The organism is Streptomyces sp. NPDC020422, from assembly GCF_044386705.1.
In the GTDB taxonomy this organism is placed as follows: Bacteria; Actinomycetota; Actinomycetes; order Streptomycetales; family Streptomycetaceae; genus Streptomyces.
On the sequence record NZ_JBIRVJ010000006.1, the window covers coordinates 267,913 to 283,060 of the forward strand.

A 15,148-nucleotide genomic window follows, 5' to 3' on the forward strand; every position below is an offset into this window, starting at 1 on the left:
TTCCGATCTACGGGTGTCAGACGCCGGGGATGGCGCGGGCCCGGAACGCGGCGCGGACGGCGTTCGCCGCGTCCGTGCCGTACATCTTCTGGGCGGTCGCGATCGTCTTCGTCGCCGCGTCCGCGAAGGAGGTGTCGGGCGCGAAGCCGAACTGGGCATTCACGATGATCCGGTCGGCGGTCCGGGCACCGAGCGCGCCGCGGATGTCCCACAGGGCGCGGGACCAGATCTCGCCGTCCGCGTGCACCTCGCCGACCCGGTCCTGGTAGGTCTTGGTGCCGTCGACCCGGCGCAGGCAGTGCGGGGCCGTGCTGTAGGAGACGGAGTCCCAGTCGCCGACGCAGGCCAGGTCCGTCCTGACCGGCCAGCCGTAGCGGCCGGCGGCGTGCGCGCCGACCTCGACGGCCAGGTAGTCGCCGAAGGCCTCGCCGATGGCACCGGCCTCCGGGGAGGAGCCGAAGCCGTGGACCTGGGCCTCGTGCACGGCGTGCCCGTACTCGTGCACGATCACCTCGGCGTCCTCGGCGTCGTCGACGCCGCCCTTGCCGAAGCGGATCTCGTCCTTCTTGTCGGTGAAGAAGGAGTTGTCCGAGCCCCACTGGTTGATCCGCACGGGCTGCGCGCGGTCGTTGGCGCCGGGCAGTTCGCTGCCGAAGCCGAGGCCCTGCAGGTACTCCTGGGCCTCGTTGACCCAGAAGTACGCCATGACCTGCTCGAACTGGTCGTCGTGCCGGTTGTACGCGCCGGCGTCGGCGGTCTTCGCGGAGCTGCCCGTGTCGGACCTGACGTACGCCCAGCGCCCGCTGAGGCCGCCGCTGCCGTCGAGGTTGCGCAGCGCGGCGGTGGCGTAGGCCGAGGCGGGCACCGCGTCGGCGGCGTCCTTGGCGTCGACGAGGGTCTGGTCGCCCGAGGACTGCACGGGGTTGACCATGAAGATGCGGGCCTGCGGTCCGGCCGCGGCGGGCGCCGGCGCGGCGGCCGTGGCCGTCGTGACCGGGGCGACCAGCGCCAGGGTCGCGGTGGCCGCGGCTATCAGGCCGCGGGTTGTGCGGCGTGCCATCAACGTCCTCCCGTTGGGGGATGTGTGAAGAGGGGGGTGGCGTGGTGCGGGCGTGATCATCGCGCAGAGACGGGGTCCGCGTCGAGGGTTTCCGGCCACGGGCGTCCCGGGGCGGAATGTTTTCGTAGCGCCGGGTCGTCAGGGCGTGAGGGCGGGCTGCGCGTTCCGGGCGAGCTCGTGGGCGAGCCGCGGCCACCAGGCTCCGGCGGGCGGGTCGACGACGCCGTACTCGGGGTCGAGGGTGCCCGTGGTGCCGCGGGTGCAGCTGCCGTCGGACTCGCCGATGGTCTTCACGTACAGATAGGCGTCGGCCAGCGGCACCCCGGTGTCGGCGGTGGGGCGGGGGCCGATGCCGCGGCCGGGCGGGTTGCACCAGGTCTCGGGATCGCCGTACGTGCCGGGGGCGGGGGTCCAGGGGCCGCGGCCGTTGCGGCTGGTGTCGACGACGAAGTGCAGCAGCTCGGCGGCGGGCGGGGTGCCGACGGACCGGTCGTACCAGGCGTCCGTCCAGTGCCAGGTGGAGGGGTCGGCGGCGGAGACCGCGTTGCCGGGGGCACCGTCGTTGGGGGCGGCCGCGGAGTAGTACTGGCTCGCGCACCAGTCGGTGTGGCCGCGGGCCCAGTCGGGGCCCTGGGCCGCGAACCAGACGCACTTGGCGACCCAGGTGCCGTAGCGGGTGAGCTGGTCGGTCGGCTGGAAGTTGGAGACGTTCAGGGCGAAGCCGTCGGCTTTGCGGACACCGGCGTCGATCAGCCGCCGGGCGATGTCGCCGACGGCCTTCCACTGGCTGTTGCCCGCGTCGAGGTAGACGGCGGTGCCGGGACTCCGCTTGAGCGTGGTCACGGCGAAGTCGAGGTCGGCGAGCCGGGCGGCGGTGAGCTCGCCGGTCGGGTCGATGCCTCCCGCGCAGTCCTTGGGCAGGTTGGCCAGGCCGTCGGGTTCGAGGAGCACCACGGCGGGCCCTTGGCCGACTCCCTCGGCGAGCGCCGTGATCCACTCGCGGTAGGCGGCGGAGGAGGCGGCGCCGCCGCTGGAGTAGAGGCCGCAGTCGCGGCCGGGGATGTCGTACGCGACGAGCACCGGGACCTGGTGGGCGGAGCGCGCCCGGTCGAGCAGGGCGCTCGCGGAGGCGCGCGCCTGCGCGGGGGTGCCGCCGGTGAACCAGGCGGCCTGCGGCAACGCCGCGAGCCGCCGCATGTTCTCGGCCTCGGCCGCGTCACCGGCCGCCGCGTCGACGACGGCCTGGCGCGCGGCGGCGTTGTCGGGGTCGACGTAGAAGCGGGTGGCGGTGGTGAGCGGCCCCGGGGCGGGTGGGACGTCCGCCGTCGGCGCCGAGACGCCTGTGGCAGCCGGGGCTCCCGGGGTGGCCGGGCCCACCAGGGCCGCCGAGGCCGCCCGGACCACGGGGACGATGGGGACGCCCGAGGTGGCCGAGGCGACGGGGACGATGGGGACGCCCGAGGTGGCCGAGGCGACGGGGACGATGGGGACGCCCGAGGTGGCCGAGGCGACGGGGGCGACCGGGGCGACGGGGGTGATCGGGGTAGCCGCGGCGACCGAGGTGCCCGGAGCCCCCAAGGCCGCCCGGGCCCCCTGGGCCACCGTGACTGCCGGTGCCGCCGAGACGGCCGCGGCAGCCGGTGCCGCCGGTGCAGCCGAGGCCGCCGAGGCGACGCCGGTCCAGGCGGTGCAGGCCGTGAGTGCGGCTGCCAGTGCGAGACAACGTCTGCCGGGGATCCGGAACTTCATGAGGGGCCCTTCCCGTGGTGCGATCACTCGCAGCGTAGGCCGCGGTGATCTTCCGGCGGGCCGAAACCTTTCGTTCGGCGGCTCGCCGGGGCGCACGGGACCCGTTCAGTCCTGTCGGCTGCTCTCGTCCCTGAGCCAGGTGTCGAAGTCGCCCGCCCGGATGGCCTTGCGTGCGCCCCTGCGCGCCGCGAGCGCCGCCGAGAGGAAGACGAGGACGGCGGGCAGCAGGGTGGGGTCGGCGCGGAGCAGGGCCCGCAGGTCGCCGATGCCGGTGCGGGCCGAAGGGGCGGCGGCCGGCGCCGATCGGGCCTGGTGGTCCTCCAGTTGGGCGGTGGAGGTGGCGGCCCGTACCCGGCGCCGGATCAGGTCCCGCCAGGTGCGCGGGGGCCGGACGACCACCCGGGCGGCCCGGACCACACGGCGCTCGGCCGGGGCGAAGGCGAGCGAGGCGGCCAGGTCGTCGGCCATCAGCGGGGGCAGCGCGGCGATCCGGGCGTGGCCCTCGCCCGACATGGCGATGACGCCCCGCCCGAACAGGCCCTCCCGGACGGCGGGGAGGCGCTGCCACACGCGGTAGTAGGCGCGTACCCGCCAGGAGCAGCCGGTCATCGGCAGCTCCCGCTCGGGCGCCGCGGCGAGCACCTCGCCGCCGCGGTCGCCGGGGCCGGAGAGCGCGTCGGTCAGGGCCCGGACGTCGCCGGAGCCGAGCACGACGTCGGCGTCGACGTAGATCCGGGGGAAGCCGCGGGCGTGCGCGTCGCCGAGGCGCAGGGCCTCGTGTTTGGAGGGGACGGGGGTCTCGACGACCCGGACGCGCGGTCCGTGTTCCGCGGCGACGCGGGCGGTGGCGTCCGTACAGCCGTTGCACACGACGACGATGTCGAACTCCTCGTCGCGGGCGCCGTCCAGGAGGGCGTCCAGGAGGCGTCCGAGCGTGCGTTCCTCGTTGTGGGCGGGGATCACGATGCTGGGCACGGGGACAGTATGACCAAGGAGTCCCACTCTTACAGTTCCTTCAACTATCGGTAGGAGTTTCACACAACTCCTGGCTGGCCTGCCCTAGTTGGTCTAGATTGAGCGCTGCCGGATCCGCTGGGGCACGAACACGACTCGTCCTGGGCGGATTCTGCGTCATGTGCGGACACCGGCCGTGGCTGGGGAGACTTGCGACCGCGGTCCGCACCGTTCAGTCAGGCGGAAGAGCCGCGCACCCTCGTCCCATCACCGCTGCCTTTCCCGTGCCCGCGAGCCGCTCTCGCGGGTGGTCCCGGGGACGGCGTGCGGGGGTTCGACGGGGTGCGCGGGAAGCGCCCTTGGGGGGAATGGATGACCGTCCTGCCGGTCACGCATGAGCGGCATCGAGTCGAATCCACACATTTCGACGTCCACCGCCTCTGGTGGCGGAGGAGACACCAGACAGTCCTGCTGGCCGCGGACACCACGGCGGCGGCCGTCGCCGCGGTGAGCGTGCTCGGGACGGTGGGCCACTGGCCCGTCGTGCTCGGCCTGCCGCCGGTCTGGATCGCGCTGATGCACGCCCACCGCGCCTATGAGCGCGCCGCGTTGGGCGGCGGAGGCGAGATATACCGCCGGGTGCTGCGCGGCGCCCTGGTGCTGCCGGCACTCGCCGCGGTCCTCGGCTGGGGGCTCTTCGGCGACCTCGACCTGCTGCACGAGATGATCCTGGCGACCCCGGCCACGGCCGCCCTCGGTCTCGCCGCCCGCTTCCTGATGCGCCGCTGGCTGCGCCGCAACTGGGCGCTGGGGCGGAACCGGACGCACGCGATCCTGGTCGGCCCCTCGGCGCGCGTCGCCGAGCTCCTCTCGGCGCTGTGGAACGGCGGCCCGGACCGCGCCGCCTCCGGGGCCGGGATCCAGGGCCTGGACATCGCCGGGGTGTGCCTGACCGACCCGGACAACGCGCGGGGCCGCGCGGTGCTCGACAAGCTGGGCGTGCCCGTGCTCGGCGGCGTCGACGAAGTACCCGGCGCCATCAGGGGGTTCGCCGGCTCCATCACCGTGGTGGTGCTGCCCTCCCCGGAGATCGACGCGCCGCTGCTGCGCGCGCTCTCCTGGAGCACGGCCGCCGCCGGCGGCGACTTCCTGATCGCCCCCGCCCTCGGCGACGTGTCCGCGTCCCGCCTGGAGGTCCGGCCGGTCGGCGGGGTCCCGCTGATCCATCTGCGGGCGCCCCGGCTGTCCCGCTGGGCCCGGCTGCCCAAGGAGGTGGCCGAGCGCCTGATCGCCGCGGTGCTGCTCCTCGTCCTCGCCCCGCTGATGTGCGCCGTCGCCCTCGCGGTGCGGCTCGGCAGCCGCGGCCCCGCCCTGTTCCGGCAGGTCCGGGTGGGCCTGCACGGCAAGCAGTTCACGATGCTGAAGTTCCGGACGATGCGGCCCGACGCCGAGGCGGTCAGGGCGGAGCTCGCGCACGCCAACCACAACAGCGACGGGCTGCTGTTCAAGGTCCGCGACGACCCGCGCGTCACCCGGGTGGGCGCCACCCTGCGCCGCTACTCGATCGACGAACTGCCGCAGCTGCTGAACGTGCTGAACGGGCGGATGTCGCTCATCGGGCCGCGCCCTCCGCTGCCCGAGGAGGTCGCCGGCTACAGCCACGAGGTCCGGCGCCGGCTCCTGGTGAAACCGGGGCTGACCGGGCTGTGGCAGGTCAGCGGTCGCTCCGACCTGCCGTGGGACGAGGCGGTCCGCCTCGACCTGGCCTACGTGGACAACTGGTCGCTCGGCCTGGACGCGGTGATCCTGCTGCGCACCGGCCCCGCCGTCCTGCGCGGAACGGGGGCCTACTGACGATGAAGGGAAACGACGTGACTGGCGTGAGCTCCGTGAAGGACGCCGACCGGCCGGACGAGCGGCTCGGGGTGGCCGTCATCGGCGCCGGCTACTGGGGCCCGAACCTGGTGCGCAACTTCCAGGCCAGCGACCGCTTCCGGCTGCGCTGGCTGTGCGACCTCGACGTCGCGCGCGCCCAGCGGGTCCTCGGCGGCTACTCCACGGTGCAGGCCACCGACGACTACGCGGCGGTGCTCGCCGACCCGGAGGTGGGCGCCGTCGCCGTCGCCACCCCGGCCGGCACCCATCTGGACGTGGCGCTGGCGGCGCTGCGCGCCGGCAAGCACGTGCTGGTCGAGAAGCCGCTGGCCACCACGTACGCCGACGGGGCGCTGCTCGTCGCCGAGGCCGAGGAACGCGGCCTGACGCTGATGTGCGACCACACCTACTGCTACACCCCGGCCGTGGCGAAGATCCGCGAGCTCGTGCACGAGGGCGCGCTCGGCGACATCCACTACGTGGACTCGGTGCGGATCAACCTGGGCCTGGTCCAGAAGGACATCGACGTGCTGTGGGACCTCGCCCCGCACGACCTGTCCATCCTCGACTTCATCCTGCCCGAGCACGTGGAGCCGGTCGCGGTCGCCGCCCACGGCGCCGACCCGATCGGCGCGGGCCAGGACTGCATCACGTATCTGACCCTCCAGCTCAACACCGGCGCGATCGCCCACGTGCACGTCAACTGGCTCTCCCCCACCAAGGTCCGCACCACGATGGTCGGCGGCGCCAAGCGCACCCTCGTCTGGGACGACCTGAACCCGGCGCAGCGCATCGCGCTCTTCGACCGCGGGGTGGACCTGGCGACGCCGCAGGACCTGGGCGCCGACGAACGGCGGGAGGCCCTGATCTCGTACCGCAGCGGCGACATGGTGGCGCCGGCGATCGGTGAGAAGGAGGCGCTGCGCAGCATGGTCGACGAGTTCGCGGCGGCGATCACCGAGGGCCGGCCGGCGCTGACCGACGGCCGGGCGGGGCTGCGGGTGCTCGACATCCTGGAGGCGGCGTCGCGGAGCCTGCAGTTCCGCGGTGCGGTCGTCGGGCTGCGGACCGGTTCCGACCGGTCCCTCAAGAACGGAACCGACGTGCGGGGAGAACGGCGTTGAGCGACATCGCGGGCAAGCGGATCCTGGTCACCGGCGGCGCCGGGACGATCGGCTCCCATGTGACCGACCTCCTGGTGGAGGGCGGTGCGAGCCAGGTCGTCGTCCTGGACAACTTCGTGCGCGGCCGGCGGGCGAACCTCGCCCGGGCCCTGGCGAGCGGCCGGGTCGAGCTCGTCGAGGGCGACATCCGCGACGCGGCGACCGTCCACCGGGTGACCGAGGGCGCCGACCTCGTCTACCACCTGGCGGCGATCCGCATCACCCAGTGCGCGGAGGAGCCCCGGCTCGCCAACGAGGTCATGGTCAACGGCACGTTCAACGTCCTGGAGGCCGCCGCGGCCGCCGGCGTGGGCAAGGTGATCGCCTCCTCCTCGGCCTCGGTCTACGGCCTGGCGGAGTCCTTCCCGACCACCGAGCGCCACCACCCGTACAACAACGACACGTTCTACGGCGCCGCCAAGGCCTTCAACGAGGGCATGCTGCGCAGCTTCCACGCCATGTACGGCCTGGACTACGTGGCCCTGCGCTACTTCAACGTGTACGGGCCCCGGATGGACATCCACGGCCTGTACACCGAGGTGCTGATCCGCTGGATGGAGCGGATCGAGGCGGGCGAGCCGCCGCTGATCCTCGGCGACGGCACGCAGACGATGGACTTCGTCGACGTCCGCGACATCGCCCGCGCCAACATCCTGGCGGCGCGCGAGGGCCTCACCGACGAGGTGTTCAACGTGGCGAGCGCCACCGAGACCTCGCTGCGCGAGCTCGCCGACGGCCTCCTCGACGTCATGGGCTCGGACCTGGAGCCGGTGCACGGCCCGGCCCGCGCGGTCAACGGGGTGACCAGGCGCCTCGCGGACACCTCGCTCGCCGAGGAGCGGCTCGGCTTCAAGGCCGAGATCGACCTGCGGACGGGACTGCGGGACCTGGTCGACTGGTGGCGTGCCGAGAAGGGGGCGACCGCGACGGACGCCGACCGGGCCGTCACGAGGATCCCGGTCATGGTGCCGTGGCTCGGCGAGGAGGAGGCGGCGGCCGCGGCCGACGCCGTACGCTCCGGCTGGGTGGCCCAGGGGCCGCGGGTCGCCGCCTTCGAGCAGGCCTTCGCGGAGCGGGTCGGCGCCGCGCACGCCGTGGCCGTCAGCTCCTGCACCACCGCGCTGCACCTGGCCCTCGTCGCGCTGGGCCTGGGCCCGGGCGACGAGGTGGTCGTCCCCTCGCTGTCGTTCATCGCCACCGCCAACGCCGTACGGTACGTGGGCGCCGAGCCGGTCTTCGCCGACGTCGACCTCGCCACCGGCAACCTCACCGCCGCCACCGTCGACGCGGTCCGCACCGGTCGCACCAAGGCGGTGCTCGTCGTCCACCAGGCCGGGGTCCCCGCCGACGTGGCCGCCCTGCGGGCCGCCTGCGAGGGCTGGGGGCTGCCGCTGGTCGAGGACGCGGCCTGCGCGATCGGATCCACCGTCGACGGCGCGTCCGTCGGGCGGGGCGCTCTCCTCGCCGCCTGGTCCTTCCACCCGCGCAAGCTGCTCACCACCGGCGAGGGCGGGATGGTCACCACCGACGACGCCGAGTGGGCGGCGCGGCTGCGCCGGCTGCGCGAGCACGGGATGAACGTCTCGGCCGCCGAGCGGCACGCGAGCGGCAAGCCGGTCCTGGAGAGCTATCTGGAGACCGGGTTCAACTACCGGATGACCGACATCCAGGCGGCGGTCGGACTCGCCCAGCTGGCCAGGCTCGACGCCCTGGTCGCCCGGCGCCGCGAACTCGGCGCGCGCTACACGCGGTTGCTCGCCGACGTGCCGGGGCTCGTCCCGGTGCGGGACCCGGAGCACGGCGAGGGCAACTTCCAGTCGTACTGGGTGCTGCTCGACGGGGAGTTCCCGGTGGGCCGCGACGAGCTGCTCGCGCTGCTCGCCGAGGCGGGGATCTCGGCCCGCCGGGGCATCATGGCGAGCCACCTGGAGCCGGCGTACGCGGGCCATCCGGCGGCGGCGCTGCCGGTGACCGAGCGGATCAGCCGCGACTCGCTGATCCTGCCGCTGTTCCACACCATGACCGAGCAACAGCAGGACCGCGTCGTCGCCGTCCTGCGGGAAGCGGCGGCGCGTCGGTGACGGAACGGCTCGTGATCATCGGTGCGGGCGGGTTCGCGCGGGAGACCGCGCAGGCCGCCCGCGCCGCCGGCCTGCCGCTCGCGGGCCATCTGGACGACGACCCGGCTCTGCACGGCCGCGCGGTCGACGGCGTGCCCGTCCTCGGCGGCACCGAGCGGGTGCCCGAGCTGACGGACGCCTCGTTCGTGGTGTGCGTGGGCAGCCCCCGCGACTACGGCTCCCGGGCCCGGATCGTCCGTCGCCTCGGCCTGCCGGAGCACCGCTACACCACGGTGGCGCACCCGACGGCGGCGGTCTCGGCCACCTCGGTGCTCGGCCCCGGCACGGTGCTGCTCGCCCACACGGTCCTGACGGCCGCGGTGCGGGTCGGCCGGCACGTCGCGGTGATGCCGGGCACCGTCCTCACCCACGACGACGAGGTGGGCGACTTCGCCACCCTCGCCTCCGGCGTACGGCTCGGCGGCACCGCCCGGATCGGCCGCGGCGCCTACGTCGGCGCGGGCGCGCTGGTCCGCGAGGACACGGCGATCGGCGCCTGGTCGCTGGTCGGCATGGGCAGCACGGTCCTGGCCGACGTCCCCGCGGGCGAGGTGTGGGCGGGCTCCCCGGCCCGCCGGCTGCGCGCGGCGGCGCCCCCGGCCCTCGAACAGCTCGACCACGACACCACCCAGGGGGACCCGCTGGTCCCGGCACGAGGAGTGAACGGCAGATGACCCAGATTCCCCTGGTCGACCTGAAGGCGGCGCACGCCGAGGTCGCCGAGGAGATACGCGCCGGCTTCGACCGGGTCCTGGCCGGCACCGCCTTCATCGGCGGCGAGGAGGTCCGGGAGTTCGAGCGGGAGTACGCCGCGTTCGGCGGGGTCGCCCACGTCGTGGGCGTCGCCAACGGCACGGACGCCCTGGAGCTGGCGCTGCGGGCGAGCGGCGTCGGGCCCGGCGACGAGGTGGTGCTGCCCGCGAACACCTTCATCGCCACGGCGGGCGCGGTCACCCGGGCCGGGGCCCGGCCGGTCCTGGTGGACTGCGAGCCGGAGACCCTGCTCATCGACCCGGCGGCAGCGGTGGCCGCGGTCGGCGCCGGCACCCGGGCCGTGGTGCCGGTCCACCTGTACGGGCAGAGCGCGGACGTGGCGGCGCTCGCCGCGGCCCTGCCGGAGCGCGTACGGATCGTCGAGGACGCCGCCCAGAGCCAGGGCGCCGTCCGGAACGGCCGTACACCGGGAAGCGGGGGCATCGCCGCCACCAGCTTCTACCCGGGCAAGAACCTCGGCGCCTACGGCGACGCCGGGGCGGTGCTCACCGACGACCCCGAGGCCGCGGCGCTGGTGCGGGCCATCGCCAACCACGGCGGGGTCGAGAAGTACCGGCACGACGTGCCCGGCTTCAACAGCCGGCTCGACGGTCTGCAGGCCGTGGTCCTGCGGGCCAAGCTGCGCCGGCTGGCCGCCGGCAACGCGGCCCGGCGGGCGGCCGCGGCCCGCTACGACGAGCTGCTCGCCCCGCTCGCCGCGGCCGGGCGCCTGGTGCTCCCGGTGACGGCCGAGGGCAACACGCACGTGTGGCACCTCTATGTGGTGCGGGTGCCCGGGGCGGACCGCGACGCCGTGGTCGGCAAGCTCAACGCGGGCGGCGTCGGGGCCGGGGTGCACTACCCGGACCCGGTCCACCTGACGCCCGCCTACGCCCACCTCGGGCACCGCCGCGGGGACTTCCCCGTCGCCGAGCGGGCCGCCGGCGAGATCCTCTCGCTGCCGCTCTTCCCGCAGATCTCCCCCGACCAGCAGCAGCAGGTCGTGGACGCGCTGGTGAACGCCCTGCCCTAGCAGGGCACCTCTCCCCCATGCCCGGCCGGTAGGCCTGGACTGCACTGCCCGTGAAAGGTACAGCGATGCACAACCACATCCGTCGGGCCAGAGGCGCCGTGTTCGCCCTGGCCGCGGCGTTGATATCGATCGTCCTGCCACCGGTCGAGAGCGCCAGCGCGCTGGCCGACCCGTGTGGCGCGGGCAGCAACCCGGTCGTGTGCGAGAACTCCAAGCCGGGCACGCCGATGTCCGAGTGGTTCTCGGGCAACAACTACGGCGACATCGCGGGATTCACCACCAAGATGAGCGTCCAGCCGGGCGAGACGGTCCAGTTCAAGGTGCAGTCGCCGGCCGCCTACCACGTCCGGATCTACCGACTCGGCTGGTACGGGGGTGACGGCGCCCGGCTGATGTCCACCCCGGCGCAGTCGGAGCAGACCTATCCCGCGAACTACCTGCTCAAGCGGGCCGACTGCCTCTCGCAGGCGTCGACCGGTCTACTCGACTGCGGCAACTGGCCCACCACGGCGACCTGGACGGTCCCGAGCGACGCCGTCTCCGGTCTCTACATCGCCAACTTCGACCAGGCGGACGGCAACGGCCTCATGCCGTACCCGTTCGTGGTGCGCAACGACTCCAGCACGTCCGACATCCTCGTGCAGACCTCGGACCAGACCTGGCAGGCGTACAACGACTGGGGCGGGACCAACCTCTACGACGGGAACGGGCCCGCGCCCGACGGGCGTGCGTACAAGGTCAGTTACAACCGGCCGATGGACATCTCCGGCGACAACGGGGTGTACGGCTCCGAGTTCGAGATGATCGCCTGGCTGGAGCGCAACGGCTACGACGTCAGCTACGCCTCGGGCGTGGACATCGCCTCGCGCGGCGCCTCGATCCTGCCGAAGCACAAGATGTACATGTCCCAGGGCCACGACGAGTACTGGACCCAGGAGCAGTTCACCAACGTGCTCAACGCCCGCAAGGCGGGCCAGCACCAGACGTACTTCGCGGGCAACGAGATCTTCTGGAAGACCCGCCTCGAGCCGGGCATCGACGCCGGCCACGGCCCGGACCGGACGCTGGTCAGCTACAAGGAGACCAAGCTGAAGTTCCCGACCCCCAACGGGGTGCCGGACCCCAGCACCGAGTGGACCGGGACCTGGATGGACCCGGACAGCACCAAGGAGGGCGCGGCCTACCAGCCGCAGAACATCCTGACGGGCTCGCTCTTCCAGGTGAACGGCTACCGCAGCGACGCGATCACGGTGCCCGCGGCCTTCGCGAAGATGCGCCTGTGGCGCAACACCTCCGTGGCCGGCCTGACCGGCAACCAGGTCGCCACCTTCCCCACCGGCACCCTCGGCTACGAGTGGGACAGCGACGTGGAGAACGCCTCCCGTCCGGCCGGCCAGATCCGCCTCTCCCAGACCACCGTCGACGTCCAGGACGGCAAGTACCTGCAGGACTGGGGCAACAACTACGGCAACGGCACCGCGACGCACAGCCTGGTCGCCTTCCGTGACCAGACCTCCAAGGCGCTGGTGTTCGGCACCGGCACCGTGCAGTGGTCCTGGGGTCTGACGAACGTGCCGACGGCGGACCCGGGCGGCGGTGTGGTGACCGAGGACAAGCGGATGCAGCAGGCGACCGTGAACATCCTCGCCGACATGGGGCTCCAGCCGAAGACCCTGCAGTCCGGCCTGGTCGCGGCCACCGCCTCCACGGACCTGACGGGACCGTCCGTCACCGTGACGAGCCCGGCCGCGAACAGCTCCGTCCCCGCGCAGCGGCAGATCACCGTCACCGGTACGGCCGCCGACTCGGGCGGCGGCGTGGTCGCCCGGGTGGAGGTCTCCACCGACGGCGGGACCACCTGGCACGCGGCCGAGGGCACCGGGTCCTGGAGCTACACCTGGACCCCGATGACCCAGGGCGCGGCGAGCCTGAAGGTGCGCGCGGTCGACGACAGCGTCAACATCGGCTCCGTCACCTCCGTCCCGCTCACCGTCGTCCCCCAGGAGTGCCCGTGCACCGTGTGGCCGTCCTCGGCCGTCCCGGGCAAGGCCAACGGCGGCGACGGCAGCTCCGTGGAGCTCGGCGTGAAGGTCCGCAGCTCGGTGCCGGGCACCATCACCGGCGTCCGCTTCTACAAGTCGAGCGCCAACACCGGCACCCACAAGGGCAGCCTGTGGTCGGCCTCCGGCCAGCTCCTGGCCACCGGCACCTTCACGGGTGAGACCGCGTCCGGCTGGCAGCAGCTGAACTTCGCCTCGCCGGTCCCGGTGAAGGCGGACACCACCTACATCGCCTCCTACTTCGCCCCGAACGGCGGCTACGCCTTCGACGCCGGGTTCTTCAGCGACAAGGGCGCGGGCCTCGCCCCGCTGACGGCGCTGCGCAACGGCACCGACGGCGGCAACGGCGTCTACCGCTACGGCTCTTCGAGCGGCTTCCCGTCCCAGGCCTCCTCGGGCAGCAACTACTGGGTGGACGCCGTCCTGGAGACCGGCTCGGCGAGCACCGCACCGCCGCAGGTCACCGCCACCACCCCCGCGAACGGGGCGACCGGCGTGGCGATCACCGCCCCGCTGTCCGCCACCTTCGACCAGGCGGTCGACAGCAGCAGCCTGCTGTTCACCCTGAAGGGCCCCGGCGGCGCCACCGTCCCGGGCCGGGCCACGCTGAGCAGCGACGGCAAGACGGCCGCGTACACGCTCTCCAGCCAGCTCGCGCTCAGCACCTCGTACACGGCGTCCGTGCAGGCCGCCGACCTGTGGGGGAACGCGATGGGCACACCGGTCACCTGGACGTTCACGACCGGAGCCACCCCGCCGCCGGCCGCCTGCCCGTGCACCCTGTGGGGGCCGGACGCCGTGCCCGCCCGGGCCTCGGAGACCGGCGACTCCAACTCCCTGGAGCTGGGCACCCGCTTCACGTCCTCGCTGGACGGGAAGGTCACCGGCATCACCTTCTACAAGGGCGCCGGCAACACCGGCACCCACACCGGAAGCCTGTGGTCCGAGGACGGCACCCTGCTGGCCACCGGGACCTTCACCGGTGAGACGGCCTCCGGCTGGCAGCAGCTCACCTTCGCCACCCCGGTCGCCATCACCGCCGGCACCGGCTACGTCGCCTCGTACCACGCCCCCAACGGCAACTACGCCTCGGACGGCGGCTACTTCGCCGGCACCTATCTGAACCACCCGCTGTCCGCGCCCGCGGACAGCGGCGGCAAGCCGAACGGGCTGTACCGGTACGGCGCTTCGAGCGCCTTCCCGAACAGCTCGTACAACTCGACGAACTACTGGGTCGGACCGGTGTTCACCACCGGCACGAACTGAGACCGGGGACCGCACCAGCATGAGTTCAGTCAGCGTCGTCATCCCGTGCTACAAGTACGGGCACTTCCTGGCCGACTGCGTACGCAGCGTGCTCGACGAACAGCCCGGCCTCGACGTACGGGTGCTCATCATCGACGACGCCTCGCCGGACGACTCGGCGGAGGCGGCCCGCAAGCTGGCCGCCTCCGACCCGAGGATCGAGGTACGGGTCCACGAGACCAACAAGGGGCACATCGCCACCTACAACGAGGGCCTGCTGGAGTGGGCGGACGGCGACTACGTCGTGCTGCTGTCCGCCGACGACCGGCTGGTCCCCGGGGCGCTGGTGCGGGCCGTGGCCCTGCTCGACGCCCACCCGGAGGCGGGCTTCTGCTACGGCAGGCCGCTCCGCTTCCGGCACGGCGGGCCGCTGCCGGCGGCCCGCACCCGTTCCACCGGTTCGGTGGTCTACCCCGGCCACTGGTGGCTGGAGCGGCGCTTCCGCGAGGGCACCGGGTGCATCACCTCGCCCGAGGTCGTGGTCCGCACCAGCCTCCAGCGGAAGGTGGGCGGCTACGACCCGGCGCTGCCGCACGCGGGGGACATCGAGATGTGGATGCGGCTGGCCGCGCACGCGGACGTCGGGTACGTCCGCGGGGCGGACCAGGCGTACTACCGGGTCCACGGCAACAACATGTCCACCACCGACTTCGGCGGCCAGCTGGACGACCTGCGGCAGCGCCGGGCCGCGTTCAGCGCGGTCCTGGAGAAGTGCGCCGACCTGCTCCCGCAGGCCGAGCGGCTCGCCGGCCTGGTGGACACCCGGCTCGCCCGCCAGGCGCTGCGGCGGGCCTACCGGGCCTACGACCGGGGGCGCACCGACGTGGTCCCGGTCGAGGAGCTGGTGGCGCTGGCGCGGCAGTGGCGCCCGGACGCCGAGACGCTGCCGGAGTTCCGGGCACTGCGCCTGCGGCGGCGGATCGGGCCGCGGGTCATGCCGTACCTCCAGCCGCTGGTGCTGTCGGCCGTGGTGGACCGGGGGCGTGAGTGGTTGTGGTGGCGGTCGTGGAAGCGCCGCGGGATCTGACTCCCCTCCGTTCCCACCCGGCTCCCCACCGATTCCTCTCCACGTCCTC

10 protein-coding genes are annotated in these 15,148 nt (G+C 73.5%); 7 read left to right on the top strand and 3 right to left on the bottom strand.

The window, feature by feature from the left end:
- Nucleotides 1-16 precede the first annotated feature (16 nt).
- From ACH414_RS18255 to ACH414_RS18265, 3 genes are all read right to left on the bottom strand, one after another.
- Entirely contained in the window at nucleotides 17-1,060 is a 1,044-nt protein-coding gene (locus ACH414_RS18255) for a M4 family metallopeptidase (RefSeq protein WP_382533806.1), read from the bottom strand.
- A 138-nt stretch (nucleotides 1,061-1,198) separates the two neighbouring features.
- Nucleotides 1,199-2,638 (bottom strand): glycoside hydrolase family 6 protein, encoded by a 1,440-nt coding sequence (locus tag ACH414_RS18260; RefSeq protein WP_398942435.1) that lies wholly within the window; start codon nucleotides 2,636-2,638, stop codon nucleotides 1,199-1,201.
- Nucleotides 2,639-2,914: 276 nt separating this feature from the next.
- Nucleotides 2,915-3,784 carry a glycosyltransferase family 2 protein gene (locus ACH414_RS18265; protein ID WP_386566753.1) on the bottom strand — a complete coding sequence of 290 codons (870 nt, stop codon included), beginning with the start codon at nucleotides 3,782-3,784 and terminating at the stop codon, nucleotides 2,915-2,917.
- Between the two features lie 351 nt (nucleotides 3,785-4,135).
- Between ACH414_RS18265 and ACH414_RS18270 the strand changes: the two genes are divergently transcribed.
- From ACH414_RS18270 to ACH414_RS18300, 7 genes are all read left to right on the top strand, one after another.
- Entirely contained in the window at nucleotides 4,136-5,617 is a 1,482-nt protein-coding gene (locus tag ACH414_RS18270; protein WP_382533801.1) for a sugar transferase, read from the top strand.
- A 17-nt stretch (nucleotides 5,618-5,634) separates the two neighbouring features.
- Nucleotides 5,635-6,762 carry a Gfo/Idh/MocA family protein gene (locus tag ACH414_RS18275; RefSeq protein ID WP_382533799.1) on the top strand — a complete coding sequence of 376 codons (1,128 nt, stop codon included), beginning with the start codon at nucleotides 5,635-5,637 and terminating at the stop codon, nucleotides 6,760-6,762.
- Nucleotides 6,759-8,882 carry an aminotransferase class I/II-fold pyridoxal phosphate-dependent enzyme gene (locus ACH414_RS18280; protein ID WP_398942438.1) on the top strand — a complete coding sequence of 708 codons (2,124 nt, stop codon included), beginning with the start codon at nucleotides 6,759-6,761 and terminating at the stop codon, nucleotides 8,880-8,882. The genes ACH414_RS18275 and ACH414_RS18280 overlap by 4 nt, the downstream gene beginning before the upstream one ends.
- Before the next feature lie 11 nt (nucleotides 8,883-8,893).
- The gene (locus tag ACH414_RS18285) at nucleotides 8,894-9,595 is read left to right on the top strand and encodes an acetyltransferase (protein WP_398942440.1); all 702 of its coding nucleotides are present in this window, start codon (nucleotides 8,894-8,896) and stop codon (nucleotides 9,593-9,595) included.
- Complete coding sequence (locus ACH414_RS18290) at nucleotides 9,592-10,707, top strand: DegT/DnrJ/EryC1/StrS family aminotransferase (protein ID WP_382533793.1); 1,116 nt, start codon at nucleotides 9,592-9,594, stop codon at nucleotides 10,705-10,707. The genes ACH414_RS18285 and ACH414_RS18290 overlap by 4 nt, the downstream gene beginning before the upstream one ends.
- A gap of 65 nt (nucleotides 10,708-10,772) precedes the next feature.
- Nucleotides 10,773-14,033 (top strand): DUF4082 domain-containing protein, encoded by a 3,261-nt coding sequence (locus ACH414_RS18295; protein ID WP_398942442.1) that lies wholly within the window; start codon nucleotides 10,773-10,775, stop codon nucleotides 14,031-14,033.
- Between the two features lie 19 nt (nucleotides 14,034-14,052).
- A complete protein-coding gene (locus tag ACH414_RS18300) occupies nucleotides 14,053-15,099 on the top strand; it encodes a glycosyltransferase family 2 protein (RefSeq protein WP_398942444.1) in 1,047 nt (348 codons plus the stop codon).
- Nucleotides 15,100-15,148: the final 49 nt, after the last annotated feature.

Coding starts and splice junctions, on each gene's coding strand:
- ACH414_RS18255 (WP_382533806.1), bottom strand. CDS start 1,060: ATGGCACGCCGCACAACCCGCGGCCTGATAGCCGCGGCCACCGCGACC.
- ACH414_RS18270 (WP_382533801.1), top strand. CDS start 4,136: ATGACCGTCCTGCCGGTCACGCATGAGCGGCATCGAGTCGAATCCACA.
- ACH414_RS18290 (WP_382533793.1), top strand. CDS start 9,592: ATGACCCAGATTCCCCTGGTCGACCTGAAGGCGGCGCACGCCGAGGTC.
- ACH414_RS18295 (WP_398942442.1), top strand. CDS start 10,773: ATGCACAACCACATCCGTCGGGCCAGAGGCGCCGTGTTCGCCCTGGCC.
- ACH414_RS18300 (WP_398942444.1), top strand. CDS start 14,053: ATGAGTTCAGTCAGCGTCGTCATCCCGTGCTACAAGTACGGGCACTTC.